This window comes from Paenibacillus sp. MCAF9 (assembly GCF_052114265.1).
Taxonomy (GTDB): domain Bacteria; phylum Bacillota; class Bacilli; order Paenibacillales; family Paenibacillaceae; genus Pristimantibacillus.
On sequence record NZ_JBFREL010000001.1, the window covers coordinates 69,624 to 96,190 of the forward strand.

The 26,567-nt window shown below is 42.0% G+C and carries 35 protein-coding genes; 23 read left to right on the plus strand and 12 right to left on the minus strand.

The window, feature by feature from the left end; all coding sequences use genetic code 11:
• Window positions 1-3: 3 nt before the first annotated feature.
• From cydS to AB4Z45_RS00285, 4 genes are all read right to left on the minus strand, one after another.
• Window positions 4-108 (minus strand): cytochrome bd oxidase small subunit CydS, encoded by a 105-nt coding sequence (cydS, locus tag AB4Z45_RS00270; RefSeq protein WP_441907401.1) that lies wholly within the window; start codon window positions 106-108, stop codon window positions 4-6.
• Between the two features lie 29 nt (window positions 109-137).
• Window positions 138-1,151, minus strand: coding sequence for a cytochrome d ubiquinol oxidase subunit II (locus tag AB4Z45_RS00275; RefSeq protein ID WP_441907402.1), 1,014 nt, complete (start codon window positions 1,149-1,151; stop codon window positions 138-140).
• Window positions 1,148-2,500, minus strand: coding sequence for a cytochrome ubiquinol oxidase subunit I (locus tag AB4Z45_RS00280; RefSeq protein WP_441907403.1), 1,353 nt, complete (start codon window positions 2,498-2,500; stop codon window positions 1,148-1,150). Before AB4Z45_RS00280 ends, AB4Z45_RS00275 begins: the two co-directional genes overlap by 4 nt.
• Before the next feature lie 378 nt (window positions 2,501-2,878).
• Complete coding sequence (locus AB4Z45_RS00285; protein ID WP_441907404.1) at window positions 2,879-3,976, minus strand: GerAB/ArcD/ProY family transporter; 1,098 nt, start codon at window positions 3,974-3,976, stop codon at window positions 2,879-2,881.
• Between the two features lie 240 nt (window positions 3,977-4,216).
• Here AB4Z45_RS00285 and AB4Z45_RS00290 point away from each other — a divergent pair, with 240 nt between their 5' ends.
• The 4 genes from AB4Z45_RS00290 to AB4Z45_RS00305 all read left to right on the plus strand — a co-directional run bounded on the left by AB4Z45_RS00290 (window position 4,217) and on the right by AB4Z45_RS00305 (window position 8,337).
• Window positions 4,217-5,821 carry a spore germination protein gene (locus AB4Z45_RS00290; protein WP_441907405.1) on the plus strand — a complete coding sequence of 535 codons (1,605 nt, stop codon included), beginning with the start codon at window positions 4,217-4,219 and terminating at the stop codon, window positions 5,819-5,821.
• Window positions 5,822-5,824: 3 nt separating this feature from the next.
• Window positions 5,825-7,027 carry a Ger(x)C family spore germination protein gene (locus tag AB4Z45_RS00295; RefSeq protein WP_441907406.1) on the plus strand — a complete coding sequence of 401 codons (1,203 nt, stop codon included), beginning with the start codon at window positions 5,825-5,827 and terminating at the stop codon, window positions 7,025-7,027.
• 10 nt (window positions 7,028-7,037) lie between these two features.
• Complete coding sequence (locus tag AB4Z45_RS00300; protein ID WP_441907407.1) at window positions 7,038-7,271, plus strand: hypothetical protein; 234 nt, start codon at window positions 7,038-7,040, stop codon at window positions 7,269-7,271.
• Between the two features lie 220 nt (window positions 7,272-7,491).
• Entirely contained in the window at window positions 7,492-8,337 is an 846-nt protein-coding gene (locus tag AB4Z45_RS00305; protein WP_441907408.1) for a copper amine oxidase N-terminal domain-containing protein, read from the plus strand.
• Window positions 8,338-8,541: 204 nt separating this feature from the next.
• On the opposite strand, the gene AB4Z45_RS00310 is transcribed toward AB4Z45_RS00305, so the two are convergent.
• The 8 genes from AB4Z45_RS00310 to AB4Z45_RS00345 form a co-directional block, all read right to left on the minus strand.
• Entirely contained in the window at window positions 8,542-8,763 is a 222-nt protein-coding gene (locus AB4Z45_RS00310) for a hypothetical protein (protein WP_441907409.1), read from the minus strand.
• 424 nt (window positions 8,764-9,187) lie between these two features.
• The gene (locus AB4Z45_RS00315) at window positions 9,188-9,298 is read right to left on the minus strand and encodes a sporulation protein YjcZ (protein ID WP_082360686.1); all 111 of its coding nucleotides are present in this window, start codon (window positions 9,296-9,298) and stop codon (window positions 9,188-9,190) included.
• Between the two features lie 202 nt (window positions 9,299-9,500).
• Window positions 9,501-9,614 carry a sporulation protein YjcZ gene (locus AB4Z45_RS00320; protein WP_083681477.1) on the minus strand — a complete coding sequence of 38 codons (114 nt, stop codon included), beginning with the start codon at window positions 9,612-9,614 and terminating at the stop codon, window positions 9,501-9,503.
• A gap of 127 nt (window positions 9,615-9,741) precedes the next feature.
• Window positions 9,742-9,921 (minus strand): hypothetical protein, encoded by a 180-nt coding sequence (locus AB4Z45_RS00325; RefSeq protein ID WP_430058644.1) that lies wholly within the window; start codon window positions 9,919-9,921, stop codon window positions 9,742-9,744.
• Between the two features lie 165 nt (window positions 9,922-10,086).
• Window positions 10,087-10,197, minus strand: coding sequence for a YjcZ family sporulation protein (locus AB4Z45_RS00330; RefSeq protein ID WP_441875265.1), 111 nt, complete (start codon window positions 10,195-10,197; stop codon window positions 10,087-10,089).
• A 116-nt stretch (window positions 10,198-10,313) separates the two neighbouring features.
• On the minus strand, window positions 10,314-10,499 hold the full coding sequence (locus AB4Z45_RS00335) for a hypothetical protein (RefSeq protein ID WP_441907410.1): 186 nt from the start codon (window positions 10,497-10,499) through the stop codon (window positions 10,314-10,316).
• Between the two features lie 256 nt (window positions 10,500-10,755).
• Window positions 10,756-11,427 carry a class F sortase gene (locus tag AB4Z45_RS00340; RefSeq protein ID WP_441907411.1) on the minus strand — a complete coding sequence of 224 codons (672 nt, stop codon included), beginning with the start codon at window positions 11,425-11,427 and terminating at the stop codon, window positions 10,756-10,758.
• A gap of 65 nt (window positions 11,428-11,492) precedes the next feature.
• On the minus strand, window positions 11,493-11,822 hold the full coding sequence (locus AB4Z45_RS00345; protein ID WP_441907412.1) for a hypothetical protein: 330 nt from the start codon (window positions 11,820-11,822) through the stop codon (window positions 11,493-11,495).
• A 396-nt stretch (window positions 11,823-12,218) separates the two neighbouring features.
• Between AB4Z45_RS00345 and AB4Z45_RS00350 the strand changes: the two genes are divergently transcribed.
• The 19 genes from AB4Z45_RS00350 (at window position 12,219) to AB4Z45_RS00440 (ending at window position 26,522) form a co-directional block, all read left to right on the plus strand.
• Window positions 12,219-12,815: an RNA polymerase sigma factor gene (locus AB4Z45_RS00350; protein WP_441907413.1), complete on the plus strand. Its 597-nt coding sequence runs from the start codon at window positions 12,219-12,221 to the stop codon at window positions 12,813-12,815.
• Window positions 12,812-13,414 (plus strand): anti-sigma factor family protein, encoded by a 603-nt coding sequence (locus AB4Z45_RS00355; protein ID WP_441907414.1) that lies wholly within the window; start codon window positions 12,812-12,814, stop codon window positions 13,412-13,414. The genes AB4Z45_RS00350 and AB4Z45_RS00355 overlap by 4 nt, the downstream gene beginning before the upstream one ends.
• Before the next feature lie 69 nt (window positions 13,415-13,483).
• Window positions 13,484-14,065 carry a histidine phosphatase family protein gene (locus AB4Z45_RS00360; protein WP_441907415.1) on the plus strand — a complete coding sequence of 194 codons (582 nt, stop codon included), beginning with the start codon at window positions 13,484-13,486 and terminating at the stop codon, window positions 14,063-14,065.
• A gap of 189 nt (window positions 14,066-14,254) precedes the next feature.
• Window positions 14,255-15,430: a hypothetical protein gene (locus AB4Z45_RS00365; RefSeq protein WP_441907416.1), complete on the plus strand. Its 1,176-nt coding sequence runs from the start codon at window positions 14,255-14,257 to the stop codon at window positions 15,428-15,430.
• Window positions 15,431-15,536: 106 nt separating this feature from the next.
• Window positions 15,537-16,043 (plus strand): gamma carbonic anhydrase family protein, encoded by a 507-nt coding sequence (locus tag AB4Z45_RS00370; protein WP_339202874.1) that lies wholly within the window; start codon window positions 15,537-15,539, stop codon window positions 16,041-16,043.
• A 22-nt stretch (window positions 16,044-16,065) separates the two neighbouring features.
• Window positions 16,066-16,248 carry an IDEAL domain-containing protein gene (locus AB4Z45_RS00375; RefSeq protein WP_076265688.1) on the plus strand — a complete coding sequence of 61 codons (183 nt, stop codon included), beginning with the start codon at window positions 16,066-16,068 and terminating at the stop codon, window positions 16,246-16,248.
• 195 nt (window positions 16,249-16,443) lie between these two features.
• Window positions 16,444-16,866, plus strand: a complete 423-nt coding sequence (locus AB4Z45_RS00380) for a DUF2487 family protein (RefSeq protein ID WP_441907417.1) — start codon at window positions 16,444-16,446, stop codon at window positions 16,864-16,866.
• A gap of 241 nt (window positions 16,867-17,107) precedes the next feature.
• Window positions 17,108-17,641 (plus strand): ubiquinol-cytochrome c reductase iron-sulfur subunit, encoded by a 534-nt coding sequence (locus AB4Z45_RS00385; protein WP_441907418.1) that lies wholly within the window; start codon window positions 17,108-17,110, stop codon window positions 17,639-17,641.
• A gap of 16 nt (window positions 17,642-17,657) precedes the next feature.
• Window positions 17,658-18,329, plus strand: coding sequence for a menaquinol-cytochrome c reductase cytochrome b subunit (gene qcrB / locus AB4Z45_RS00390; protein WP_053376377.1), 672 nt, complete (start codon window positions 17,658-17,660; stop codon window positions 18,327-18,329).
• 18 nt (window positions 18,330-18,347) lie between these two features.
• On the plus strand, window positions 18,348-19,217 hold the full coding sequence (locus AB4Z45_RS00395) for a c-type cytochrome (protein ID WP_441907419.1): 870 nt from the start codon (window positions 18,348-18,350) through the stop codon (window positions 19,215-19,217).
• Between the two features lie 90 nt (window positions 19,218-19,307).
• Window positions 19,308-19,940 carry a DUF1405 domain-containing protein gene (locus AB4Z45_RS00400; protein WP_441907834.1) on the plus strand — a complete coding sequence of 211 codons (633 nt, stop codon included), beginning with the start codon at window positions 19,308-19,310 and terminating at the stop codon, window positions 19,938-19,940.
• A gap of 42 nt (window positions 19,941-19,982) precedes the next feature.
• Window positions 19,983-20,852 carry a sporulation protein YpjB gene (locus tag AB4Z45_RS00405; protein ID WP_441907420.1) on the plus strand — a complete coding sequence of 290 codons (870 nt, stop codon included), beginning with the start codon at window positions 19,983-19,985 and terminating at the stop codon, window positions 20,850-20,852.
• Window positions 20,853-21,094: 242 nt separating this feature from the next.
• The gene (locus AB4Z45_RS00410; protein ID WP_076265695.1) at window positions 21,095-21,430 is read left to right on the plus strand and encodes a nucleotide pyrophosphohydrolase; all 336 of its coding nucleotides are present in this window, start codon (window positions 21,095-21,097) and stop codon (window positions 21,428-21,430) included.
• Between the two features lie 54 nt (window positions 21,431-21,484).
• The gene (locus AB4Z45_RS00415) at window positions 21,485-22,027 is read left to right on the plus strand and encodes a tetratricopeptide repeat protein (RefSeq protein ID WP_441907421.1); all 543 of its coding nucleotides are present in this window, start codon (window positions 21,485-21,487) and stop codon (window positions 22,025-22,027) included.
• A gap of 5 nt (window positions 22,028-22,032) precedes the next feature.
• Window positions 22,033-22,839, plus strand: coding sequence for a 4-hydroxy-tetrahydrodipicolinate reductase (gene dapB / locus AB4Z45_RS00420; protein WP_441907422.1), 807 nt, complete (start codon window positions 22,033-22,035; stop codon window positions 22,837-22,839).
• Window positions 22,840-22,868: 29 nt separating this feature from the next.
• Entirely contained in the window at window positions 22,869-23,288 is a 420-nt protein-coding gene (locus AB4Z45_RS00425; protein WP_339202866.1) for a methylglyoxal synthase, read from the plus strand.
• Entirely contained in the window at window positions 23,288-23,983 is a 696-nt protein-coding gene (bshB1, locus tag AB4Z45_RS00430) for a bacillithiol biosynthesis deacetylase BshB1 (protein ID WP_076265697.1), read from the plus strand. The genes AB4Z45_RS00425 and bshB1 overlap by 1 nt, the downstream gene beginning before the upstream one ends.
• Window positions 23,984-24,047: 64 nt before the next feature.
• The gene (gene bshA, locus AB4Z45_RS00435; protein ID WP_441907423.1) at window positions 24,048-25,214 is read left to right on the plus strand and encodes an N-acetyl-alpha-D-glucosaminyl L-malate synthase BshA; all 1,167 of its coding nucleotides are present in this window, start codon (window positions 24,048-24,050) and stop codon (window positions 25,212-25,214) included.
• Between the two features lie 30 nt (window positions 25,215-25,244).
• Window positions 25,245-26,522, plus strand: a complete 1,278-nt coding sequence (locus AB4Z45_RS00440; RefSeq protein WP_441907424.1) for a CCA tRNA nucleotidyltransferase — start codon at window positions 25,245-25,247, stop codon at window positions 26,520-26,522.
• The last annotated feature ends 45 nt before the right edge of the window (window positions 26,523-26,567 follow it).

Genomic DNA, 26,567 nt, shown 5'->3' on the forward strand with positions numbered 1-26,567 from the left:
AGATTATTCCCTAGGCGAAGTTTGGCCTTTAGCACCCCATACAAATAGGAACACTACTGCGATGACTATTATGAGAAGAGGGGCGACCATAATTAAAGTAAATTCCAATATCGTACACCTGCTTTCTTTTACGGTATTTATTTGCCTTTGACGTATTTTGTATTAAATAAAAACAGACGCATCAGCAAGTATAGTGAAGGGATCAGAAGCAGCAAGCCGAGTACAAATGCTACGATTAGCGCAATAGCCATCGAGTCATTGGTGAAATTATCGTGTATGGTCAAATAGGGATACAGAATGTAAGGCAGATGGGCTGAACCGTATCCATAAAACGCGAAAGCAAACTGCAAAATGACGAAAATAAACGATAATCCAAGTCGCTGGCGCTTCCACACCAAGTAAACGGCTAACATAAAAAAGAGAAAGGATAAAGCGAACATCCATGATCTATCCAGCATTTTCTCATAGTGCTCACGATTATGGTCATGGATGGCGAAGAAAACAAGAAGGCTGCTAAGTATTGTCGGCAAGCTCCATACGAGCGCGTATGTTCGAACGATCTTAAATGCAGGCGCATCGCCTGCTTTATGGGCATAGAAGCTTAAGAACATAGCCGATATGTACAGCACGCTTACAAGGGCGAGCAGAACAACGGACCAGGAATAGCTGCTTCTAAACAGTTCGTTAACGAGAAATACTACTTTTCCGTCGTCTGTAACCTTGATGTATCCACCTTCTGAGATCGTTAGTACCGTTGATAAGGCAGCTGGAATAAGCAAGCCGCTAGCCCCGTACATGAGTGTATAGATTTTTCGACTTCGTGAGCCGTAATGATTAAAAGCATAATAAGCCCCTCGAATGGCTAGCAGCACGATGGCAATGCTTCCCGGTATAAGCAAGGCAGTTCCATAATAATAGGCGGTATCCGGAAAAAATCCGATAAACCCGACAAAAAAGAAAACGAGAAAAACATTCGTGACCTCCCATACTGGGGATAAATACCGATCAATGATGGAATGGATCAGATGCCTCGTTCCAGTAATGGAGCTGTAATAGCTGAAAAAACCGGCGCCAAAATCAATAGAAGCTATAATGAGGTAACCAAACAGAAAAGTCCAGAGCACGGTAATACCAATGACTTCATAACTCATAATGGATCATGAGCCTCCTTCTCGTAGGCAGCTATTTCATCTTCAGCGTGATTATTTCGGAACATTTTTATTAGAACTCTTACAGAAGAAATGCCAAGCACAAGATAAAGCAGAGCAAATAGCAAAAGCATCAAATCGACATGATCGGATGTCGTTGAACCTTCCGCAGTACGCATAATGCCCCTTAAGATCCACGGCTGCCGGCCAACCTCTGAGAAAATCCAACCATGCTCAATGGTGAGTATCGCTACTGGAGCGGCAATAACAACGGCGCAAAGAAGCCAGCGGCGGTATGTATTCCCTTTTTTTCGAACCATTTCAATTATAAATAGAAGGGAGACCAGCACCATAAAGGCTACGTAAGCCATCTTAATGTCAAAGAGATAATGAATCCATAGAGGCGGATGCTCATCCTCGGGAAATTCATTTAATCCAGTAACCTCAGCAAAAGGATTGCTGTGAGCGAGAATGCTTAGGCCAAACGGGATTTTTAGTCCATATTTCACTTCATTGTCTTCGGTAAGGATACCTCCGAGTATAAGCGGCGCTTTGCCCATTGTTTCAAAATGCCACTCCGTTGCAGCCAGCTTCTCGGGCTGATATTTTGCAAGATATTTTCCCGACAAATCTCCGATAAGCGCAGTAGAAATCATAAAAACAAAAGCACAAACCATTGTGAGCTTTAAAGCTTTCTTATAGTAAATATGGTTTTTGCCTCTAAGCAGCGACCATGCCGTAATGGCTGCGAGTATGAAAGCGCAGGTTAAGTAAGCTGAAGAGAGCACATGTGCTACCTTAGTCGGCATAGCTGGGCTAAGCATTGCTGCGATAGGATTAACGTCCGCGATTTCACCATTAACTAAAGTGAATCCAACCGGATAATTCATAAATGCATTCACGATCGTAATGAAGAATGCTGAAGCTGATGAACCAATAACGACGGGAATCAACAGCCAAAAATGCGTCATCCTACTTTTAAAGCGATCCCAAGTGTAGAGGTAAATACCGAGAAAGATGGCTTCAAAAAAGAATGCAAAGGTTTCAAGGAAAAGAGGCAGGGAGATAGATTGTCCAGCAACTCTCATAAAGCTTGGCCATAGCAGACTTAGCTGCAGTCCAATTGCTGTTCCTGTTACGACGCCGACTGCAACGGTGATTACATAGCCGCGAGCCCAGCGCCTTGCAAGCAGCAGGTAATGAAAGTCATTCCGTTTAATGCCGATCCATTCGGCTAGTGCTATCATCAGCGGGATGCCGACACCTATCGTGGCATAGATGATGTGGAAGCCAAGGGTGAGAGAGGTTAATATACGACTGAATACAACGGGATCATAGCCGTTAAGCAGCATGGAATTCACTCCTTAGATGATTGATTCTTGTTTGAACTAGCTCATAAATTTACGGATGATTGACAGCAGCATGAGCAGCGTGACAACCGCACATAACATAATTAATTTTTTTTCCTGTTGTTTTGAACGATTATGTTTATTTTCTTTCATGTTTTCACTCGCTTTCAAACTATGTGATGTATTTCACAATAAACAAATGATTACAGCTTCCAATTGGGCTGAAATCAGTATGCCCTTTATGAAGTGAAAATAATATGACTCGATAGAGCTATATGGAGGGTGAAATGTAACGAATCGATGAACACTGCAGGAGTAAGTGGGGGGAGTAAAGGCCGTCCAATCGTCTAGATGACCAGTTGGACAGCCTATTTTCAAGCTTTAGTTTTTTAAAAATTGTTTTCGAAACGCATGAACTCCTAATAAAATCAAAGGAAGAATGAGTCCGTATGTCGAGACATAAGGTATCCATGCTCCTTTGTTGAATTCACTTCCATGAAGGACATTAGGATGTAAAATGAGGGAAAATACGACCATGATCATCCCTAAAGGTAATGTAAGTGAACGGTAGTCTTTTAAATTCAACGTTTGTGCAAGACCGATTACAGCAGCGTAAAAATACAGTGATGTTCTGAAAAAAATCGTGACAAACCATATGCCAGCCATTATGGCTTCAATACGTATAAAATTTCCTGTGTTTATTTTTTTGGCTAGCGCAAAACTTGGATACATATGCCTTCCTGTTGTATCAGGACCGAGAACTAGAATAGCCAAAGCGATAATAATAATTAAAATGAATCCCCCTATAAATGTTCCTATCAAAAAAGCTTTTTGAGCTTTTTTAGGTTGATTCACTGAAACAGGGAAAATCATTAAAAAAACAACAGGAGATAGAGAGAAAATACTTGTGAAGATTAAGGTAGAACGAATCATCGGTTTTATTCCAGTATCAAATACGGGTTGAATGTTGTGATAGTCGATTTGCGGCGAAATGAAAATGACTAAAATGATAAATAATAAAATGAACCAAGGGAAAAAAAACTCCGCTGTCCGTGCTAGATTTTCAAGACCAAGACGAACTCCCATGATGACTATGCAAGCAAAAAGAATATGAATAGCTTGCGCTGGTGTGTCGGCCATGATCTGTGTAGTTATAAAATCCGCCATATAATACAAAAGATCTGCCGCTGTAATGAATGCAAAAAAAATAAAAGTAATAGAAACGGCTTTGCCCAACCAGCGTCCGAGAAGTTTATCATTTTTTTCAACTAGGGTCATTTCTGGATAAATATTCCCCACGGCGTTGTACAATAATACGAGTAACATCCCTAATCCCACGCCGAGTATAGCCGCGATCCAAGCGTCTTGTTTGACGATTTCAGCTAATGTTGATGGAATAATTAAGACAGCAGTACCAACGGAATACAATATGACTAACACAGTAAATTGAGCTACATTTATTTTGATGTCTCTTACCATTTTTGGCCTCTTTCTATGTTATCCGCGCTATATTATATAGTCCGTAAAAACCATACCCATTACTTTTCCTAAAGCTTTGCAGCATCTTCTAATTGTTGCCTTATACTCAGTTGAATAAACACTTATCCTAGTCACTCTCCCCATTCAATGAATGTATGAATCAACGAAGTTTGGTTAACAAATGTAAAAGATATTTTCACAAAACTCACCCTATTTCAGAGCAGAGAGGAATATAGACAAATGGGGTTTTTCATTAATCAATCAAAAAACAAAATGGAGCTTCCTGCATCCAAGCACATTGATTCAAACAAAGCTCCCCAAGAAAAAAGGTTGAATTTAAGCCTTGATGATAATATTCAATATGTAAAAAATATGCTAGGTGATAGCAGCGATATTGTGATCAGAGAAATTCAGATTGGAGCGGGAGAGAAGTTTAAAGCCGGGATATTTTATACAGATGGTTTATCGGATCTGCAATCTGTCCAGAAATTCATCATCGAATCGCTTATGCCAAGCATCCCTAATACGGAGCTTGACCCAAACGTATCAAGTCCAGAGAAGATCCTCCAAGTTGTGAAGGATCAAATTCTAACGGTCGGAGCAATCAAGGATGTTTCTGAATTTGGTTCTTTGACAACTGCTTTGTTGTCTGGAGATGTCATTTTATTATTGGATGGTTGCGCCCAAGGGTTCATCATCGGAATGAGAGGCTGGAAAGACCGTGCAGTCACGGAATCTACGACAGAGACTGTCATTCGGGGACCGAAAGAAGGCTTTACAGAATGTATTCGAACCAATACGGCGTTAATCCGCCGCAAAATAAAAGATCCTAATTTATGGCTCACTACAAAGTCAATTGGCAGAGTGACAAAAACCGACGTATCGATCATGTATATCAAAGGAATCGCAAATGACAAGATAGTAGAAGAAGTGCATCGTCGTCTCGATCGGATCGATATTGATGGCATATTGGAGAGCGGCTACATTGAGGAATTAATTCAGGAAAAAACCTATACTCCTTTTCCTACGTTGTATCATTCGGAACGTCCGGATGTCATAGCAGCGGAGCTTTTGGAAGGGAAAGTAGCCATTTTGGTTGATGGAACGCCGATTGTATTGGTCGTCCCAGCATTATTTATCTCGTTTATACAGGCTGCTGAGGATTATTATACGCGCGCGGATATCAGCACGCTGATTCGTATGCTTCGTTTTCTTAGTATTTTTATTTCTCTATTAGGTCCGTCTCTTTATATTGCTATAACTACATTTCATCAGGAAATGCTGCCCACGCAGCTGTTGATCGGTTTGGCTGCTCAACGAGAAGGGGTACCTTTTACTGCATTCATCGAGGCAGTCATGATGGAGGTAACGTTTGAAATTTTACGGGAAGCTGGCTTAAGAATGCCAAAGGCGATTGCACAAGCCGTCTCCATTGTAGGAACGTTAGTCATTGGAACAGCGGCTGTTGAGGCGGGGATTATATCTGCAGCCATGGTAATCGTCGTTGCACTAACGGGGATTGCAAGCTTTGTGCTTCCGGCCTTCGACATGTCCATGACCTTTAGAATGCTTCGTTTTCCTTTGATGATACTTGCTGCTTCTTTTGGGTTGTTCGGGATAATAATAGGGATTTTTGCACTCGTACTTCACTTGTGCAGTTTGCGTTCATTCGGTGTTCCCTATCTGAGTCCGTTTGCACCATTTAATCTTGAGGAGCAAAAGGATACCATTTTCCGATTCCCCCGCTGGGCAATGCTAACGAGGCCTAGATTGATCAATAAAAACAACATCATTCGCGAACAAAGTAGTCATGCTGAACCGACGCGTGATAATGCAGGTGGATAAACGATGAAGCGTAAAAGATGTTTACTCTGTTTAATTGTCATCTCGCTTATATTTGTCACAGGTTGTTGGAAAGGCCGTGAGTTGAATGAGCTGGCAATCGCGGTAGCTTTGGGAATTGACAAGGTCGGAAATCAATATAAGGTTTCTGTTCAGGTCGTCGAGCCGACTGAAGTTGCAGGGAAGAAGGTCGGTGACAAGACACCCGTCACAACGTATCAAATCACGGCAAATACCATTTTCGAAGCGATACGCAAAATGACCACTGTAAGCCCTCGTAAAATTTATCCTTCCCATCTGCGAATTGTGGTTCTTGGTGAATCCTTGGCCAAGGAAGGAATTGGTCAGGCGTTAGATCTCTTATCAAGAGACGAAGAAATTCGTACTGATTTCTTTATCGTTGTATCAAAGCATACGACTGCCGAGAATACGCTGAAAGTATTAACAAAACTGGAAACGATCCCCGCGGTCAGTCTGTTCTCTACCCTTCAGACTTCAGAGAAGCAATGGGCTCCAACAACGACGGTTACATTGGATCAGCTTATTACTACACTCGTGAGCGAAGGAAGAGATCCTGTATTAACAGGTCTTGTCGTTTTGGGGGATGAGCAAATAGGGCAAGAAAAGAGAAATATGGAGAAGGTTCTGACCCCAACTACATTGCAATATTCGGGACTAGCGGTATTTAAGAAGGATAAGTTGATTGGTTGGCTAAATGAAACTGAAAGCAAAGCATACAACTATATTAGCGATGAAATTAAAAGCACAGTGGGTTTTGTTACTTGTCCACAAGGCGGCAAAATTACGTTCGAGGTCATTCGGTCTAAGACGAAGGTCAAAGGCAGCGTAAAGGATGGACAACCTCAGATCGATATCGAAGTACGATTAGAAATTAATATAGGGGAAGTACAATGCTCGATAGATTTGTTGGAGACGAAAAATATTGCTGAAGTAGAGATGCTAGCAAACAGCAAAGTGGAAGGTTTCATTAACGCGGCAGTAAAAAAAGTGCAGAAGAAATACAAAGTTGATATTTTTGGATTTGGGGATGTTATTCATCGATCTAATCCTAAAGAATGGAGGAAGCTCAAAAAAAATTGGGATCACACGTTTGAGACGATGCCAGTAAATGTGAAGGTAAATCATAAGATTCGACATTTAGGTACGGTGTCTAATTCTTTTCTGGAAGAGATGAGGAAAGAGGAGTGAAGATGCATATATGGTACCTATCATAGTGATCCTTGTAGCGGTCGCTTTAATTATCGCCATTGATGTTCCTGCGCTATTAAGAGAAAAATCCAAAAAAGAATTATGGATATTTTCCATTCTTCTGCTGTTTGGAACCTTTATAGGTATTGCTGAAGCTTTACATATTGGACTCCCCAACCCTTTGGATGGGATTATCTACATCTATAATCCTGTTTCACACTTATTGGATACATGGTTAAAATAAAGCTGTCTAAAATAGAGCGTTGTCAGTTAGCCACGTCACAAGGACGTGGCTTTTTTGCTGTTTTAATTATTAAAAATGAAATTTAGTTTAAACCACTAAACCTTCAATATAATATATCATTTCAAAATTTGAAAAGCATTACCTAATTCGGGCTTTAGTGCAACAAATGGTTAGAGAAATACGTTTTATCGATAAATGCTAAAAAAGGAGTGTTTGTTAAATGATGAGAAAATTAATAAAATTGACCATTGCGGGTGTAATGATGTTTTCCATAACAGCTGTCAGTTATGCTGCTCCAAAAAAAAGTACACCCGTTATTTTGAAAATGAATAATTATTATGTGGCATATACCTATCCAAAGGAACCTTATGTTGATAAACAGAATCGATTGATTTTACCATTAAGATCTGTAAGTGAATTGCTGGGTGCTGCAGTTTCTTATAATAACCAAACGAAAACAGCCGAAATTAAAGAAGGGGAGAACATTGTTCAAATTCAGGCAGGCAATAAGACTGCAAAGGTTAATGGTCAAAATGTAGAGATGGACACTAAAGCAGTAGTGGAAAAAGGTTTTCTGCTCGTTCCAGCTCGTATACTTTTTGATTCCTTCTCTTTTAAAGTCACGAATGAAAATAATGTGATCACTTTGAATGACGAACGATTATTAAAGCAAGGAAAACTGAAGTACCTTTCTGACGATGACCGAGTAGGTATAGCAAGAACAGCAGACCCCAATGCGTTCCAGCCAATAGAAATTTCATATAATGTCTTTGTGAAAAATAAAGTATCGCTCATTGATCTAACCGTAACTGCCAAAAATAGTACAGGGAAAGATATACCGGAGGGACAAGAGGATCTGCATACTATCGTATATTTTGAACACTCATCCATCATGGATGCAGATGATTCTACAGTGGATATTAAGGATAGGCCAAGACCAGCTGTTAAAAAGGATGCCATCATCAAAAAACAATTAAACGCAGGTGGAGGCACGATCATTCAGCCAAATGATTTACAGTACATACTCATCGCGGGCAGGACGTTTAAACCGTTAAATGAAGGATAAGGAAGGGATTAACTTTGATCCATCCATAAAAAATGAAGCTTGGCTTTCCATCTTGACATCATTATTAATTTAGTAAATAATTTAAAAATAAATTAGGAAATGTTGATGGGGATTCAGCTGCTGTGACGCATGTCTGGATTCAAGTGATCGACGATCCAATCTTATGTAGATAGCACAGCATCCAAACGATAGTCCGGTAACGGACTATCGTTTTATTTTTGCCATAGCTTGGTAAGAGCATTTCTCCATTTCTTTGACAATCGAGTTGGCAGAGGAGTTCCATTGGAGCTGTTGTTCAGCACGTAAACCAGATATTCTTTGGTTAATGCTCGCTCCCCAAGCAGCAGGGCCCAAAACATGAACAGCTTCTTCATAACTACACGATTCAATTTCATCGACGCCGGTATTTTTGCCAATCGCTAGCATGAGCTCTTTGGTCGTAATGACTTCCCAGGAAGCTGCGTTAAATAACGATCCAGGAGATGCAAATGAATAAGAGCATGCATAAAGGTTAGCTTAGTCATCTACATCAATGGTTGACCACGCGTTAAGTCCATCACCAACGTATTTGGCGAATTGAGTAAGCTTCGTTCTTTGAATAGTTGCCCCAACTAAACCGCCACCACGTCCGTAAATGAGAGCTGGTCAAATAACGACAGTACAAATGTTTCTCTCAGCAGCTGCCAGCACGATTTGCTCCGTGTGTAGACATTTTTTGACTATGTAAGCAAGGACTAGAAACAGAATGAAAAAAAAGAAGACCCACATAAATGGGTCTTCTGGAGAGGCTTAAGTGTATTCAGCATTTTTAATGCATGAAAGCAGCAGTAAGCCCTTCATTTATTTTATATTAGTAACCTCCACCGAAAATACCGCAGCTGCAAGAGATAATCACGAGCAAAATAAACAGTACCAGAATAAAACCAATGCTATTATTAGCACCACCAACGAATCCTGACATTAAACATCCACCTCCTTGCGACTTGAATACATTGTAAGGTATGCATTGCAAAAGCTCAGTGACTGGATATTTGTCATGGGGTGACATATGCCCAGTGTCATTAGCCTATATTAGGGGATTAGAGGTTTTGTATAGGGAAGACCGTTAAGGATACTCTGCAGTCTGTAGGACAAGTGAATAAGTCATATCCAATAGCTAATGATTAGTAGTTGTTACCGCCGAAAATTCCGCAGCTGCAAGAGATAATCACGAGCAAAATGAAGAGTACAAGAATAAAACCAATATTATTATTTACACCGCCAACTGATCCTGACATAAAACATTCACCTCCTTGTATTATCTTATAGAGCAAGTTAGTTAAAGCTATAGCTATAAGACAGGATAATGAGTAGATAGAGTATGTTTATCCATCTCATAGAGCGAGCAGAGTGGTGAAAATAGGATTAGTAGCCTCCGCAACAGCCGCCGTAACCTCTGTCGCTCACTCTGTCATTTCTTTTTTCGTTGACACTTTCAACTTGATTTTCATTTCTTCTTTCATTGCGGCCCAATACGCCACAGCTACAAGCAACAATGACTAATAAGATGAAAAGAACCAAGATCGTACCGATATTATGAGACATTATTTTAAAACCTCCTCTTATTTAACTACTATATAACGTATGATTGACTCTCATTTTTTGATTGTGTGTTTGTTACATAGACATAGTTTCAATGTCATTAGACTAGTAAATGAAGATAGAGCAAATAATCTAATGGAAGCTTGTTAAGCTGGAACTAATATATAACTAGTATCTGCCACCGAAAATACCGCAGCTGCAAGAAATAATGACTAACAATATAAACAATACGAGAATAAATCCAATGTTATTGTGAGCACCGCCAACTGATCCTGACATTAGAAATTCACCTCCTTGCTGCTGTTTTGAACGTAAGTTATACATGGATGCCGTATAGTTATTGGTTGCTTGGCAGGTAAATACAAATTATCCATGTCTGAAGCTGAATTGAGGGATTAATAGCCTACTCCACAACCGCCGTTGTAACCTCTGTCGCTTACTCTATTGTTTTCATTGCTGCTTACATAGTTGTTTTCTTCTCTGTCATCGTTTCTTTCATTACGGCCGAAAACACCGCAGCTGCAAGCGACAATAACCAATAGAATGAAAAGAACGAGGATAATACCGATATTATGAGCCATTTTTTAAAAACCTCCTCTTATTTGACTGCAATATAAGATATGTTCGTATCTATTCAAGTGTTTGTGTGTTTGTTACAGAGACATAGTTTCTGTGTCATGTGACTAGTAGAAGGAGATAGGTAAGAGAGGATATGTGATAAAAAAGTAAATCACATATGCGGTTAGAAGTATGAATACGCTAGAAAAAAACCCATCAATGATTCAAGTAATGGCGTCGTTTTGACCTCCACTATATAACTGAATCAGATCATGGGTTTTAGCTGCTTGCAGTTTTGCATATTTTTTTATCGGAGTGTCGTTTTGCAAAAACGACGAGCCGCTCTAAGTATTCTTGATTTTTACGATTGAATTTTCCAGTGCATGTAATTAAATTTAAACGAGACTCGTCCGCAGGACCAAAAATTTTCGAAAGTGGAGCCTCGGATGTTTTAAATATCTCAATTGATTCCACTATAAAATCGATGGTGCAGTCCTCTTTACTTCTTATTGAAATCAAGTCACCTAATTTTATGTTCTTTAATCTGTAAAATACGGCTGGTCCTGTATGGCTGTCAACATGTCCATCTATAACTGAATTGCCCACCATGCCAGGAAGAATGCCATTAGATAATAGTCCTACCCTTTTGGTGCTTGATGGAACATCCATTTGGCCGTTTTCTGTTATGCTGACTGGATCTATGATCGCATCGATTTCTAAAGCGGGAATGGAAAGTTTAGCGGGTACGATTCCCTCTAATTTTACTTTAGAAATTGTTTTCGAAATGATTGGATTATGATTTGAAGGCGGTGGACTCGTCAAGGTTTCTGCTTTTACAATGGGTTCATTATATTCAGATTTTGTTTTTGTTAATTGAGCCTTAATATCATGATCTTGATCATTTGAGTAGCTGCAGGCTGTACACCCGGCTAAAATAGCTGCAGCTATCATTTGCAATATGAACTTTTTCAAAGTTAGAAAAAGAGGGGAAAGCAGCTCCCCTCACTTTTTACTGTTTATTCAGCTTGTTCGCTGGCGCCGCCGAAGCCGGTTTTCGGCATTTTAGTAATCTCTTTTGCTCTTAAGTTTTTTGCTTTCATGCTTTTTGCGTGAAGACTTTTTTCATGCGCTTTTTTTGTATGAATGCTTTTTGCATGAAGGCTTTTAGCATGCATTTTATGTTTCTTTTGCTCTTCCATTTTTTTCACATGCATGTGATGTTTTTTCTTTTCTTCCGCTTTCTTCATGTGCATCTCCTTTTCAGATACAGGAGCAGCAGCATACACAGCAGAGCTTGCACTAAAGATTAAACATGCTGAGAAAACGGCGATAATTGTTTTTTTCATAACGGTTATTACCTCCAAGTTGTTGTTTAAATTATTGTGCATAGTCATGTTCCCCATTGAAGTCAAAAATCATGAATGTGAACCTTTCCCAGCTTAAAGAAAGCGATTTATATTGCAAGAACTCTTTAAGGCGAGTAGAATAAAACTTTATTTCCAATACATAGTTATTGATCAGCTTGAGTCCAAAACGTATATTTGCGCATCCACATTTGTAAAATTATTGTATTTTATCCTTTTGTCGAAAGAGGCAGGAATTTGCCCTCGAAACACGAATTATATGTATATTCATGTTTTTTGAATTAATTATGATAAACACCGCAACTTTTCGTTCCCGGGACGGTACAATGCTATATGGCGGTCCGGGAATAATCCGCAGGTGGAGGAGGTTCGCCTGTCATGACTGATTCCCAATTGATACGAGAGATAAAGGATGGCAATGTCGAGCTGTACTCCGAGCTTATGCGGCGCTACCAACGAAAAATATTAGCGTTTATTTATCACATGCTGAAGAGTGCAAAGCTCGAGCTTATGGCCGAAGACTTGTGTTCTGAGACGTTCTATAAAGCCTACCGCAGCCTTCATTCGTTTCGAGAATTGGATGCTTCTTTTTCGACGTGGTTGTATACAATTGCACGAAATACAGTACTTAGCGAGCTTCGCAAGCAAAAATCAGCGCATGTATCGCTTGATGAATCTGGATTCGAGCCTGTCGCAGCGCTTGATGCGGTTCCTGAGCAGCATGTACTTAGAAATGAACGTATGGCGATGGTGCGAGAAGCGATAAACAATTTGCCAGAAAAACAACGCTCAGCGCTTATTCTTCGGGAATATGACCAGCTGGACTACCAAGAAATTGCTAATATTTTAGGACAAACGGTCAGTTCTGTTAAATCACTGCTATTCCGAGCAAGAGCAAGCGTAAAAACGCAGCTGGAGCCGTATTTCGGAAAATCGCCGCTGATGGAGGAATTCGAAGGGATGAATACGAGATGAATTGCAATGATGCGCAAGACAAATTCGGCGAATATTGGGATTTAGCTGATCACGATGAAGTGCGGATAGCAATAGACACTCATTTGCTTGAGTGCAAGACATGTGCGGAGCAGTTTGAGCTGTGGGAAGAGAGCGAGGATATCATTCGTTTCCTATCGGAGGAAGACGAGAGCCTCGGTCCTATGGAGCATGTGAATCGAAATGTGATGGATCGCATTTACGCTGAGGAATCTTGGTTAATGCCCGTTCCGCACAAAAGCTATCAGTTTTCGAAGTCGTTTCGCCGTAATATTGCGCTGATCGTTGCAGCCTGCATGGCTTTGTTTGCAAGTGCATTCTTTGTATTCATATTTGATAATCAAGGCGGTGTTTCGCAAGCTGAAATTGCCGAGCTAAGCGGATTGATGGACACAGCAAATGCGTCTGGTGATGGTTTAATTACAGCAGGATTTTATGCAGAGGTTCCGGTTGCAAGCATTAGCGAGCCATTCGTTCTAAAGGTTATGCCGGCCTTCCCGCAATACTACGTTGCATTGTCCTTGCTTGGACTAATTATGACGCTGCTAATTTTGAACTGGCTCTCTAGAACACGAAGCTAATGTTGATGTATGATAAAGCTCCCTAGGGAGCTTTTGTTATGTCTACTATATAAAGGAGCTGAATACGGCTTGTTGATTGGATTAGTGCGCCACGGTAAGACGGACTGGAATGAACAAGGAAAGATTCAAGGGCAAACGGATATTCCGTTGAATGAAGTAGGTATTGTACAAGCCAAAGCATTGGCAGAGCGTTTAAGCCGCGAAGACCAGATATGGGATGCCGTTATATCGAGTGATCTGCAGCGGGCTCATGCGACAGCACAGATTATCGCTTCGAAGTTAAATATTCCTTTGCTTGAGAGTGAGCCGCGCTTGAGAGAGAGGTATTTTGGCGAGGTTGAAGGCACGAGGGAGCAGGAACGTTACGAACGCTGGGGAACGAATTGGCGAGAAATTGCTGAAGGTGTAGAGTCTAATGATGAGGTCAGAGCAAGAGGCTTGAGCGCAATTAATGAATGGAAGCTGAAGTATCCAAAGCGCAACTTGCTTGTCGTTTCTCATGGCAGCTTTTTGGCTCAAATTATGGAAGAGATATGTTCGGATCTTGAGGATCAATATTTATCCAACTTGTCTTATTCTATCCTGGAGCTGCGAGATGAGAAATGGCATCCCCAGCTGTATAATTGCACGATCCATTTAAATGAAGCATAGGAATCGCATACGAGCTGCGCCTTTATTTTTAAAGGTGCGGCTTTTTTTGTATAAACTCCTTGAAATCTAGGTTATAAAACAATAGATATTTTCCCATAATGATATCAACTGACGCTTATTCATTACACAATACCCTTACGAAGCGGGGCGCCCGAGTGATAAGGCGGCTTCTGTAGAAAGGAGAGAGCTATGAATTTATCGGATATGCTAGGGTACGCTGATATTCAACAACTTAGCAGAATTGCAGATGTTTACCGTTGCGAATGCAATGGACATTCCAAAAACGATTTGATCCAATCCATTCTCTCTACCGTAAGTCGAAATGATGTTTTTGAAGCGCAAATAAGCAGCATGAAGATGGAGGATTTACGATTCCTCAACTCTTTGCTATTCGAAGCAAGAAACTCCTTTAGTTTAGAGGATTTGCTCGCTCGGGTGCAGCACAGCAGATTTGGAGAAGAGATCATCAAACCGGAGTTAAATCCGCCGAAAAAAACAAAACGCAGCAAAAAAAAGACAGAAGCAGTCGAAAAGCAGCTTAGCCCGCGAGAAATGATAGCTAAATTCAAGCATCACGGTTGGTTGTTCAATGGCTTCAGCGGCCCAAGCAGATATCTCTTTCAGGTTCCAAACGATTTGAAGACGCGCTTCCGCGATACGCTTGCGAAGAGGTTTGCCGCTGATCTGCAGTATACGGATGAGCCGCCTATTTACCGGGATGAGCAAATGCTTATTCACGACGATATTACTCATCTGCTTCATTACACGTACCATAATGAAATCCAGTTAACAGCTGATGGGTCGATGTACAAGCGATTTACGCTGCAGCTGCTTGATCGTTTTGGCGTGCAAGAGGAGCTGCCTGCAAAAGGAGCATGGCGTTTTGGATATGGCAGACATTTTAACCAATATCCGAATCGTTTCTCATTCGTATACGATTACTGTTATCACGCAAAGTATATTAATGAAAATCAGACGCTTTTGACAGTTACGGGTCCAGGTGAAGAGCGCATGAAGAGCAGGCCTTCAAGCGAAGCAGAGCAAATCTATCGATATTGGTTGAAGCTATACAAGGGACCAATTACACATTTACTGTCGCTCGTGCATTGGATTAACACCCTCGCTGTGGAATGGGTGACGGTTGAGTCGCTCAGAACGGTACTTGTTCCGTTCATAAAGCCTTACTTTTACGATGATGCAAATACGATTTTGGAACAGAGAATTATGGCTATGATGGTTCATTTGGGGCTGCTTCGCCTTGGGGAGCATCCGATTTATGGGGCTGTAGTCCGTATGACCAAGGCAGGACGAGCTGTAGTTGCTGGCGTGAGCCTTGAGGAATCAGGCCCGATAGTGGTCCATTGATTTTGGGAATCGTACTCTTGGAGTAAGATCAAATATAAGCTACAGTATAAGAATACGACAGAAATGGCTTGTTATATTTGATCGCTTGGAGAGGACTGAAGAAAAAATGTTGATCCCATACAAAGGCGTAATGCCAAAGATTCATGAAGATGTATACATAGCTGAAGGTGCAAAAATAATTGGTGACGTAACGATTGCTGAGAAAAGCACCGTTTGGTTTAATGCAGTACTGCGAGGGGATCTTGCACCTATACAAATCGGTCATAGCTGCAATATTCAAGATGGAGTCGTCGGTCACTTGAATGTGAATCAACCTTTGATTCTAGCTGATGAGGTGTCTATCGGCCATGCCGCTATAATACACGGCTGTACGATAGGCAGAGGCACATTAATTGGAATGGGGGCAATCGTACTTAACGGCGCAGACATTGGTGAATATGCTTTAATAGGAGCCGGTTCGATTGTTACAGAGAACAAAAAAATACCATCCTATACTCTATCTATCGGATCACCCGCCAAAGTCGTAAGAGAGTTAACAGAGGACGATTTACTGCGTATGAAAAAAACGATGGAGAGCTACGTGACAAAGGGAATAGAATATAGGATCTCTTAACGCCGGTTTGGAGGTGTATCCTATGGACAAAATGAAAGTAACGTATGAAGCCATGCTAGGTTTGGCCGCAGAGTTTGTGCTTGACGAAGCGGTATTGAAATTTCAAACCAACCAAATTTATACGGCAATTGACAAAGCATTGGCCGCTGGTGACGAGGATACGTTTTACCGTCTCGCAAAACAGCTAAATGCTTTAAAAAAATAACGCGTATCGTCTTTTTTGTTAAAATGACGATTGAGCGAGGAAGCTTCCCAGTTAAATGCGAACGAATCTGTTCCGTTTTGACACAGGGAGGCTTTTTTCTGTACATTTGGTTTGGCAATGAACGGAAATGGAGTTAACATAGAAGCAGTGATGTTGATAAGGCTGCAATTATGTTAAGGAGTGAGAATGTAAACGATGAAATTTAGTGAAATAACAAAAGAGCAATGGGATGAGTTAAGTCCATATTTGGATACTTGCCTGCTTCCTGTGACTGGAATGCCCAATGCTGCAAAGCCGTATGAGGCAACAGAATGGCTTGAACAGCTTAGGGACATAATGGATTTAATTGAAATCCCTTTTAAAGGGAGGGTGGTCACTTATCCTGCCTGGCATTACATCTCCGACAGCGAGCGTCTCTCAGAGCATTTAAATGAGTGGTGTGCTGCGGCGAAGCGCGGCGGGTTTCGTTATGTTATTGCGGTAACTGCAAATAATCAATTGATTGCCGAGTGTCCAGAAGTGGATTTATGGTTTGGTCCGAATCAAGATGGTGAGTTTCCGCAGCAATCTGATGTTTCAAATGCGATACGGAGTTTATGGAGTGGACAAGCTACATGATTTTCATAAAATTGTCGTATAATATAGTTAGATTTCGGGGAAAACAAATGCCAGACAAGGTCAAATGTGACAAAATGATAACAAATTATTGAACGATAATTTGATAAACGTTCAAATATGAAGCCATATTCTTGACGCTCCCAAGCACCTAGGCTATTATAAGTTATGTCCTAGTTCGTCATGTGTTTTTGCCCTGCGGCAAGACGCGAGATATGGTTGGCAAAGGGGGTTAGAACAGAAGATGAGTAACCATGAACAACACGAGACCGCGCATCGACCGGTTCAGCGCAAAGAAATGTCCCGGCGTCAATTTTTGTCATATACGCTTGGCGGCACAACTGCATTTATGATGGGCGGCGCGGTATTACCAATGGTTCGTTTCGCAGTGGATCCACTCCTTAAGAAAAAGGGCGAGGGTACATACGTAAAAGTTGTGGAAGAGAGCAAAATTACGAACGAACCGCAAGAATTCAAATTTAAAATTCATCAGATCGACGGTTGGTACGTAAGTGACCCAGAGCTTGCAGCTTGGATTTCGAAGGATGCGAATGGCAATATCTTTGCACTTTCACCAGTATGCAAACACTTAGGTTGTACGATCGGATGGAACACAAAAGGTCAAAATGAATACGATTGTCCTTGTCACGATGCGCGCTACACGAAAGACGGGAAAAACATTACAGTTGCCCCGAACCCATTGGATGAGTATGAAGTGAAGCTTGAAGACGGCTTCGTGTACTTGGGTCCAGTAATGCCGAATACAAGAATGAAATAAGGAGGTCGTATGGCAGATGTTTAAAAGTGTTTACAACTGGATCGACGAGCGTCTTGACATTACGCCTCTGTGGAGAGATGTGGCTGACCATGAAGTGCCTGAGCACGTTAACCCGGCGCATCATTTTTCTGCATTCGTATATTGTTTCGGCGGTCTGACGTTTTTTATCACTGTTATTCAAATTTTGTCCGGTATGTTTTTGACGATGTATTATGTTCCGGACATAATCAACGCATATGCAAGCGTTGATTACCTGCAGCACAAGGTTGCATTCGGACAAATCGTTCGAGGCATGCACCACTTTGGGGCAAGCTTAGTTATTGTTATGATGTTCTTACATACCCTTCGAGTGTTTTTTACCGGTTCTTACAAGGCGCCGAGGGAAATGAACTGGGTTGTCGGAATGCTCATCTTCTTCATCATGTTAGGCCTAGGATTTACAGGTTACCTGCTTCCTTGGGATAACAAAGCTTACTACGCAACAAAAGTTGGTGTCCAAATTGCTGAATCCGTACCGGTAATCGGACCGTATCTCGCTTCATTCCTTTACGGCGGCGATATCGTAGGCGCACAAACACTAACTCGCTTCTTCGCGATCCATGTATTCTTCTTACCTGGCGCTTTGATTGCAATGTTGGCAGCGCACTTTATCATGATTCGGAAACAAGGTATTTCGGGACCACTTTAAGCGAAGGGAGGCATACTTATGGCGCATGGTCATAATTCGAACGAGAAGGTTGTCTATGTAGGCGACTCGCGTGTTAAGAAAAACAACCATCCGAACATTCCTCCGGACTACACGTCTTTTCCAGGTAAATCGGAAGCGTTTATTCCAAACTTCCTGCTTAAGGAATGGATGGTCGGCTGTGTCGTTTTGGTTGGTTTTCTTGTATGGGTTATTGCTGAGCCAGCACCACTAGGTTATCCAGCAGATCCAACGAATGCGGCATTTATACCGATGCCGGACTGGTACTTTTTGTTCTTGTATCAATTTTTGAAATACCCATATGTTTCGCAAGATTACATCTTGCTCGGAACAGTAGGTATTCCCGGAGTTATGTTTGGCGCATTGTTGCTAGCACCATTCCTCGACACTGGCAAGGAACGCCGCTTCTACCGTCGTCCGATTGCATCTTCATTGATGGGGCTAACACTTGTAGCATGCGTTTACTTGACAGTTATTTCTTGGGATCACTACCAGCATCAGCTTGAAATTAACGGACAAGTACCGGAACATATTGAGCGTGAAGAGAAGGCGCGTGAGGCTGCACTAGCAGGCCAAGAGCGTCCGAACTACACAAAACCAACAGTAGAAGCATCACTTGTTGATGCAAATGATCCAGCAATGAAAATTGCTGAGCAAGCAAAATGTATCAGCTGTCATGCAGCTGACCTAAAAGGCCAAGGATCTGTTCCTAGCTTGGTTGGCGTTGGTGACGTTTTATCGAAAGAGCAGCTTGTAGAAGTAGTTACGAATGGTCGTAACGGCATGCCAGCTTTCGCTGATACTTTATCTGCCGAAGAAATTGATCAGCTGACGACTTGGCTGTCCAAACAAAAAGCGGCAACAGAATAAATCATCGAAAAAAACCTGATCGTATTACACGGTCAGGTTTTTCTTCGAATATAAGTCCTTTTTAATGATAAAGCGAAGGAGAAGTGATTCATCATGCTCGCTGTTTTTTGGAGCCGTGAATTTTTACTAAGCCGACCATTTCTATGGTTGCTTTTTATTGTTAATTTTTTTGGAACGGTTTATGGCTACATCTGGTATGAGTCACAATTAGCAGCAACACTAGAGACCCACCCCGTGTGGCAAATTGTTTTTGTACCCGATTCACCTACAGCAAGTTTGTTTTTTACGATTGCTTTGCTATATTTTTTGTTCCCGCCTAAGCGTTCAAACGGCCTTGTTACAATTTTGCGTTACATTATTGAAGGTTTGGCTGTTGTATGCTCAGTCAAATACGGCATATGGGCTGTATCGATGATTGTAGCGGGAGCATGGCAGGGGTCTGAGCTGAACTGGCAGCATTATATGCTTATGGCATCACATCTTGGAATGGCGTTTGAGGCATTGCTTTTTTTCAGATTTATGAAAGCAGGAGCTGTCTCGCTTATTGTAGCTACAGGATGGCTTCTTCTAAATGACACAGTAGATTATACATATGGTATATTTCCATACCTTGCCGATCAATTGTACGATGATTTGGATGCGGTTCGCGCATTTACCTACGGTTTATCCTTCTTTAGCTTGGCAGCTGGATTACTCGTATGGCGTTTTAGAAAGAAGGTATAACGATGGACATCCCTTCATAAGTTGTATTATGGGGGGATGTCCATGAAGATACGTTTTATTATTCCATTCGTCGTATGTATCGTCATGACGATAGGTTATGCTAATTTAGTCTGGGGCAGCGGAGCTAGTCTTCAAGCTTTTGCGTCCCGGCTGACGCCAGATCCAAGTAAACAGGTTCAACGGATGGATAATATTGCAAGCTCATTATATGAAGCGGCTTATACAAATAATCGACAAGCAGCTTATCAATATGTCCAACAGCTTCAGCAATTGGTTGATGGAGAACTTAAATATGCAGCTGGTAATGCCGAAGGGTGGCAAGCTGTTGAACGAGATGCCAATACAATTGAGAAAACGCTCGTTAAAGGCTCACTTGGGACAAGCTGGTTTGTAGAGGCAGCCCGAATTAAATTAACTGCTGATGCTCTTGCAAGGCCTAATAATGCCTTGTGGCTGCAATATGAGAAAATCATGCTGGATGATATTTCGCGTGTGGAAAAAGCTTGGAAGCGCCAAACTGACGATGGAGCTATAGCAGCACGAGCTGTAATGATAAGCTTGGAAAAACATGCAGATCGTATTAAACCTGCTGTTAGTATGATGTGCGGGAGCAAGCATGAAACAGAGTTGATGGAGCGAATTCAGTATACGAATCGACTGCTGGAAGCATCTCGCAAAGACAAAAATAATGTCGCCAGCATTAATCGATCGATGCTGGAACTAAAGGATACACTCACTCGAATGTTTAATCAGAATCAATTAGAAGCGGATGTTCCCGTTGTCGCAGCAGTGCCTATTTCGAATCCCTTGCGCTGGACACTTTTATTAGGCGCATTTATTTCAGCCATTCTTACTTACACAGGCTGGAGAAAATATAAAGAAAATCCTTTTGGAGTCAAGCCTATTTCCTAATGGGTAGATGATAAATCCTAAATGATATATAAATGCATTGTTTTTTGAAGCAATGATTAGAATAAAGACATGAAAGTCGATATTGCGCACATTCATTTTTAGCAGGCAAATTAGTTGCTGATGAATGATGCAATAGACGACTTTTTTGCTATCTAAAGAAAGCAATTTAAAAACATTGATTTTATTTGCGTCTTTAAGTTAACATATGAATGTATAGCTATCGACAGAAAGGAAATGTACAGATGTCGGAAAAAACGTTATCAGATATTCAGCGAGAAGTTGATGATTATATTTCTCAATTTAAAGAAGGTTATTTCAGTCCTCTTGCTTTGATGGCTAGAATGTCCGAAGAAGTGGGCGAGCTTGCTCGTGAAGTAAACCATTTCTACGGCGAAAAACCTAAAAAAGCCGATGAAGCGGATAATTCCGTTGAAATGGAGCTTGGTGATATTTTATTTATTCTTTCTTGCTTCGCTAATTCCCTCAATATAGATTTAACCGAAGCGCATAATAAGGTTATGCATAAATTCACTACTCGCGACGCGAATCGGTGGACGAAGAAAATAACCGAACAGTAAACAAGCTCCATACATATGCTGTACCATCAACCTGTGTACAAGGAGGATGGGCGGATGGATGGAGAGAGCTGCATGAAAAAGGCTTATGAATTCATCTTTAATAGTGATTTCGAGCAAGCGATATATTGGTTTGAGAAAGCCATTGAGGTTGAACCGGAAAATGCATTCTATTATCATACATGCGCCGTATCTTGCGCACGAAGCGGTAAATGGACAAAAGCGAAGCAGCATGCAGAATCAGCCGTTAGGCTGGCGCCCGAGCTTGCGGAGTATAGATATCATCTTCAAACCGTAGAAGCCGGAATTTTGCAAGCGGAGGCTAATTTTTTGCTGGCCAAAGTACCGCCTGAGCTCCATGAGGCAGCACCGTTACTTGAGAGAGCAGCACTGCTTGACCCATTAAGCTTTGATGCATTTTATACGCTTGGCGTTTTGTATGCATCGCTTAGCCAATACGATAAAGCGGTCATTAATGCAAGGGAAGCAATGAGGCTCGATCCCAGCCATTCGGCAGCGAGAAGGCTATTTGCTGACGTTAATCGTAAGAGGCGTTTGCTGCGATTTCAACTGGATGCAAAAAGAAAAAGGAACAGGTGATAAAATTGACGACACAAAAAATACGCGTGGCAGTAGCTGGTGCAAGTGGAAGAATGGGACGCGAAGTTGTAAAAATGGTGCTGGAGGACGAGTCGCTTCAATTGGTAGCGGCCGTCGCTCCATCTGCTGGTCCTGTAGATGCGGGTATATTCGCTGGGAAAGTAAATACTGGAGTTATAGTTAGTGCAACACTTGAGGAAGCACTTCAAGGTGCTCAAGCAGATGTACTCGTTGATTTCACCATTCCTCTGATGGCATATGGCCATACGAAAACGGCAATTGAATTAGGAGTACGTCCTATTATGGGGACAACGGGTTTTACGCCTGAACAGATCGTGGAGCTGGACGAGCTTTGCCTCGAAAAAGGAATCGGCGGTTTAATCGCCCCTAACTTCTCTATCGGTGCGATTCTGATGATGAAGTTCGCTGCAGAAGCATCAAAATATTTGCCTCATGTTGAAATTATTGAATATCATGGAGATCAAAAGCTGGATGCACCTTCGGGCACTTCCATAAAAACTGCTGAGTTGATCTCACAAGTGCGTAAAGAGTTCCGACAGGGCAACCCGAATGAGGAAGAGGTCATTGAAGGCGCGCGCGGCGGCTATTACAACGGATTTCGTATACATAGCGTTAGACTTCCTGGTGTATTTGCTCAACAAGAGGTTGTGTTTGGCGGCCATGGACAAACGCTCAAAATTCGTCATGATTCCTATGATCGCGCAGGCTATATGCCTGGTGTAAACGTGGCTGTGAAGAAGGTAATGACATACAGCGGTTTAATTTACGGATTTGAACATATTATGGATTAGATTATTAGGCAGCAGGAGAGGGGAACCGCATGTTGAATATTGCATTTATTGCGCATGATCGGAAGAAGGAAGAAATCGTTAATTTCGTAATCGCTTATGAGAAAGTATTTGTACCGCATAAGCTATACTCTACTGGCACGACGGGAACACGGATAATGGAACAAACGAACTTGTCCATTCATCGGTTCATGTCAGGCCCGCTCGGCGGCGATCAACAAATCGGTGCGATGGTTGCCCAAAATGAAATGGATTTAATTATCTTCTTGCGCGACCCATTAATGGCACAACCTCATGAGCCGGATATTATTGCTTTGCTGCGTTTATGCGATGTACAAGGCATACCTGTTGCTACTAACGTAGCATCAGCTGAACTGCTGGTTAAAGCACTTGAACGCGGTGATTTTGCATGGCGAGAGCTTGTCCATAAATATAAACCAGGTATTGAATAATGACGACAGAACTCGATATTCTCGTTTTTGGCGCTCATGCGGATGATGCTGAAATTGGAATGGGCGGTACCATCGCCAAACATGTACAAGCTGGCTATAAGGTTGGCATATGTGATTTAACGATGGCAGAGATGTCTTCAAACGGAACGGTTGAGCTGAGGAAACAAGAAGCGGATCAGGCATCCAAAGTGCTTGGACTGCAGGCTCGTACTAATTTGGGTTTGCCTGATCGGGGTTTGGAACCTTCACGCGATCAAATTGAACGTATTGTGGCAGAAATTCGATATTTTAAGCCGCGGGTTGTATTTGCCCCTTACTGGGTAGATCGTCATCCCGATCATGTGGCTTGCAGTAGATTAATTGAAGAAGCTGTGTTTAACGCCAAGCTGCGCCGCTATATGCCGGAGCTGCCTGCCGTACAGGTATCACAGCTTATTTATTACTATATAAATGATGTGGATCAAGTATCGTTAACCGTTGATATTAGTGATTTTCAAGCAACCAAAAGAAACGCGCTGCTTGCTTACCGTTCACAATTCGATGCGGCAGCAGGCTCCGACCGAGTGGCCACGCCATTAACGAATCATTACATAGAACGAGTAGAAGCACGTGATTCATTGCTTGGACAAGCAAGAGGCTGGGCATATGCAGAGGGATTCGCAATTAAGCGTCCTCACGCCATACAATATTTTTGACAATTCGTACAGCTCTTGTGTAATACAATAGTTATACGTAACGAACACAGGAGGTGCGACAACAGTGGCGAGAAAATTAAAGATTGGTATAACCTGTTATCCTACCTTGGGCGGATCGGGCGTAGTTGCAACCGAACTAGGTAAATTACTGGCAGAACGTGGTCATGAAATTCATTTTATTACACACAGCATTCCTTTCCGATTGGGACACTTTAATAAAAATATTTTTTATCATGAAGTAGAAGTTAATGATTATTATGTGTTTCGTTACCCGCCTTATGATCTAGCTTTAGCAAGCAAAATGGCACAGGTAGCCAAAATGCAGCAGCTTGACTTGCTTCATGTCCACTACGCGGTGCCTCATGCGGTTTGCGCCTATTTGGCGAAACAAATGAATGGCGATGGTTTAAAAACGGTCACAACGCTGCATGGGACGGATATAACAGTGCTGGCACAGGATGAATCGTTAAAAGATTTAATTCGTCTTGCGATCCATCAAAGCGATGCTGTAACTGCCGTTTCAAAGGATCTGATTCAAGAGACTAGGCAGCTGCTTGATATTACGACACCAATTGATTTAACCTATAATTTTGTTGATAAACGTGTTTATTATCCACGCGATGCGGTTTCCTTGCGAGCTGATTATGCGGCTCCTAATGAGAAGATTTTGATGCATATTTCTAATTTCCGTCCGGTCAAACGGGTTGGGGATGTTGTTGAAATATTTGCTCGCGTTTCCGAGAAGGTTCCTTCGAAACTTCTCTTAGTCGGCGAAGGACCTGAGCTCTCAAAAATTCAGTGTCGCATTCGCCAGCTTGGCCTTGAAGACCGTGTACATTTTCTGGGCAAGCAAGAGGATGTTGCACAAGTCATTTCAATGGCAGATGTGCTGTTGCTTCCATCAGAGAAAGAAAGCTTCGGGCTTGTTGCGCTTGAGGCGATGGCTTGCGGCGTTCCAACTATTGGCTCTAATGCTGGTGGTATTCCTGAGCTTGTTACTCATGGTGAAACTGGATTTTTGTCAAACATCGGCGATGTCGAAGATATGGCTAAAAATACGGAGAGGCTGCTTACGAATGAGAAGCTGCATGAGCAGTTTAAGCAGGCTTGTATGTTTAGAGCAAGAAACGAGTTTTGTAATGATGTAATCACAACACAATATGAGCAGATCTATTATCGGGTACTCGGCATAGAGGCAGATTTGCCAATCGCTGTTTGCAGCGATAGCTAATCATTTCCTCTGCAAGAAGAGGTGTATGACATGCGGCTTTCATTATCAACACCGATCATAGCTGCATTGCCTATCATTGAGCGGCTTCGAGAGCATCATTTCGAAGCCGTTTTTGTGGGAGGCGCAGTTCGTGATACGTATTTAGATATACCAATCAAAGACGTTGATATCGCTACATCTGCCCGTCCAGAGCAGGTGCTTGAGCTGTTTGAGCGATGCATACCAACGGGCTTGCAGCATGGCACGATAACGGTTATACAAGACAACATCACATATGAAGTGACGACGTTTAGGCAAGAATCCGCATATGAGGATCATCGCAAGCCGGAAAGTGTCCTTTATATTACCGAACTTGACGGTGATTTGCTGCGCCGTGATTTTACGATGAACGCGATGGCGCTTTATAGCGATGGCACGCTATATGATCCATATGGCGGAATTTATGATTTGCAGTCCAAGAGGCTCCGCTCAGTAGGCGACCCGAACGCACGTTTCCAAGAGGATGCGCTTCGTATGTTAAGAGCGGTCAGATTTATTGGCGTCTACGGGCTTACTCCTTCGCTGCGAACATGGAAAGCAGTCATTCGTTATCGCGAGCTGTTAAATTATATTGCGATGGAGCGAGTGCAGGTCGAGCTAGATAAAATGGTAGCTGGAGCTGCTCCGCAAAGAGCGCTGCATTTTGTTGCCGCAAGCGGACTTTTGTTTCATTTGAAGGAGTCCTTCCATGAAGAAACATTGTTATCACTGAAAGAGATGGGACACGGAGACCAAGCACAAACAATTTATTCTCGCTTGCATGAGCTGACGGCTGTTGATTCTCGCTGGGCGGCACTAGCAATAGGGTTGCATATATCTGTTGAGGCAGCGCAGCAGACGCTGCAAGTGTTGAAATTTTCAAATACGCGCAGTAAGACCATAAGTACAATTGTAGCGATACATAATGAAATGCTAGTTGTCTCGACGCAAATTAATGAGCGTGAGCTTCACTCGAGCTGGTTAAGCCTTGTCATTCGTTATGGAAAAGGGATTTGCGGCGAATGGATTCATGTTATGCGAACGCTAGAGAGTCAGGAGCTAGCCTTCACTGCTGCGTTTCTAAGACGTTTGGAGAACTGGATTGATTTAATGACCGTTTCATCACTTAAGCAGCTTAAAGTGACCGGCAAGGATCTAACAAATCATTTGCAACGAGATGCTGGACCATGGGTTAGTGAAAAATTAAGCAGATTACTATTGCTAACAGCACTTGGTGAGATTGAGAATGAACGAAATGTTTTGCTTGAGCAAGCGTCGCTCGAGCGATGAACATTAACTTTCACAGCAGATTGTTTTGCATTATTTTAGGAGGCA

Bases quoted from the DNA above. Each gene is read 5' to 3' on its own strand.
- AB4Z45_RS00410 (WP_076265695.1), top strand. From the start codon at position 21,095: ATGTCGGAAAAAACGTTATCAGATATTCAGCGAGAAGTTGATGATTAT.
- AB4Z45_RS00370 (WP_339202874.1), top strand. From the start codon at position 15,537: ATGTTGATCCCATACAAAGGCGTAATGCCAAAGATTCATGAAGATGTA.
- qcrB (WP_053376377.1), top strand. From the start codon at position 17,658: ATGTTTAAAAGTGTTTACAACTGGATCGACGAGCGTCTTGACATTACG.
- AB4Z45_RS00275 (WP_441907402.1), bottom strand. From the start codon at position 1,151: ATGAGTTATGAAGTCATTGGTATTACCGTGCTCTGGACTTTTCTGTTT.
- AB4Z45_RS00350 (WP_441907413.1), top strand. From the start codon at position 12,219: ATGACTGATTCCCAATTGATACGAGAGATAAAGGATGGCAATGTCGAG.
- AB4Z45_RS00295 (WP_441907406.1), top strand. From the start codon at position 5,825: ATGAAGCGTAAAAGATGTTTACTCTGTTTAATTGTCATCTCGCTTATA.
- AB4Z45_RS00345 (WP_441907412.1), bottom strand. From the start codon at position 11,822: ATGAAAAAAACAATTATCGCCGTTTTCTCAGCATGTTTAATCTTTAGT.
- AB4Z45_RS00340 (WP_441907411.1), bottom strand. From the start codon at position 11,427: ATGATAGCTGCAGCTATTTTAGCCGGGTGTACAGCCTGCAGCTACTCA.
- AB4Z45_RS00320 (WP_083681477.1), bottom strand. From the start codon at position 9,614: ATGTCAGGATCAGTTGGCGGTGTAAATAATAATATTGGTTTTATTCTT.
- AB4Z45_RS00385 (WP_441907418.1), top strand. From the start codon at position 17,108: ATGAGTAACCATGAACAACACGAGACCGCGCATCGACCGGTTCAGCGC.
- AB4Z45_RS00305 (WP_441907408.1), top strand. From the start codon at position 7,492: ATGATGAGAAAATTAATAAAATTGACCATTGCGGGTGTAATGATGTTT.
- AB4Z45_RS00290 (WP_441907405.1), top strand. From the start codon at position 4,217: ATGGGGTTTTTCATTAATCAATCAAAAAACAAAATGGAGCTTCCTGCA.
- AB4Z45_RS00365 (WP_441907416.1), top strand. From the start codon at position 14,255: ATGAATTTATCGGATATGCTAGGGTACGCTGATATTCAACAACTTAGC.
- AB4Z45_RS00415 (WP_441907421.1), top strand. From the start codon at position 21,485: ATGGATGGAGAGAGCTGCATGAAAAAGGCTTATGAATTCATCTTTAAT.
- bshB1 (WP_076265697.1), top strand. From the start codon at position 23,288: ATGACGACAGAACTCGATATTCTCGTTTTTGGCGCTCATGCGGATGAT.
- AB4Z45_RS00355 (WP_441907414.1), top strand. From the start codon at position 12,812: ATGAATTGCAATGATGCGCAAGACAAATTCGGCGAATATTGGGATTTA.
- AB4Z45_RS00395 (WP_441907419.1), top strand. From the start codon at position 18,348: ATGGCGCATGGTCATAATTCGAACGAGAAGGTTGTCTATGTAGGCGAC.
- AB4Z45_RS00285 (WP_441907404.1), bottom strand. From the start codon at position 3,976: ATGGTAAGAGACATCAAAATAAATGTAGCTCAATTTACTGTGTTAGTC.
- AB4Z45_RS00315 (WP_082360686.1), bottom strand. From the start codon at position 9,298: ATGTCAGGATTCGTTGGTGGTGCTAATAATAGCATTGGTTTTATTCTG.
- AB4Z45_RS00335 (WP_441907410.1), bottom strand. From the start codon at position 10,499: ATGGCTCATAATATCGGTATTATCCTCGTTCTTTTCATTCTATTGGTT.
- AB4Z45_RS00310 (WP_441907409.1), bottom strand. From the start codon at position 8,763: ATGCTAGCGATTGGCAAAAATACCGGCGTCGATGAAATTGAATCGTGT.
- AB4Z45_RS00405 (WP_441907420.1), top strand. From the start codon at position 19,983: ATGAAGATACGTTTTATTATTCCATTCGTCGTATGTATCGTCATGACG.
- AB4Z45_RS00440 (WP_441907424.1), top strand. From the start codon at position 25,245: ATGCGGCTTTCATTATCAACACCGATCATAGCTGCATTGCCTATCATT.
- AB4Z45_RS00325 (WP_430058644.1), bottom strand. From the start codon at position 9,921: ATGTCTCATAATATCGGTACGATCTTGGTTCTTTTCATCTTATTAGTC.
- AB4Z45_RS00375 (WP_076265688.1), top strand. From the start codon at position 16,066: ATGGACAAAATGAAAGTAACGTATGAAGCCATGCTAGGTTTGGCCGCA.
- AB4Z45_RS00330 (WP_441875265.1), bottom strand. From the start codon at position 10,197: ATGTCAGGATCAGTTGGCGGTGCTCACAATAACATTGGATTTATTCTC.
- AB4Z45_RS00425 (WP_339202866.1), top strand. From the start codon at position 22,869: ATGTTGAATATTGCATTTATTGCGCATGATCGGAAGAAGGAAGAAATC.
- AB4Z45_RS00280 (WP_441907403.1), bottom strand. From the start codon at position 2,500: ATGCTGCTTAACGGCTATGATCCCGTTGTATTCAGTCGTATATTAACC.
- AB4Z45_RS00380 (WP_441907417.1), top strand. From the start codon at position 16,444: ATGAAATTTAGTGAAATAACAAAAGAGCAATGGGATGAGTTAAGTCCA.
- AB4Z45_RS00300 (WP_441907407.1), top strand. From the start codon at position 7,038: ATGGTACCTATCATAGTGATCCTTGTAGCGGTCGCTTTAATTATCGCC.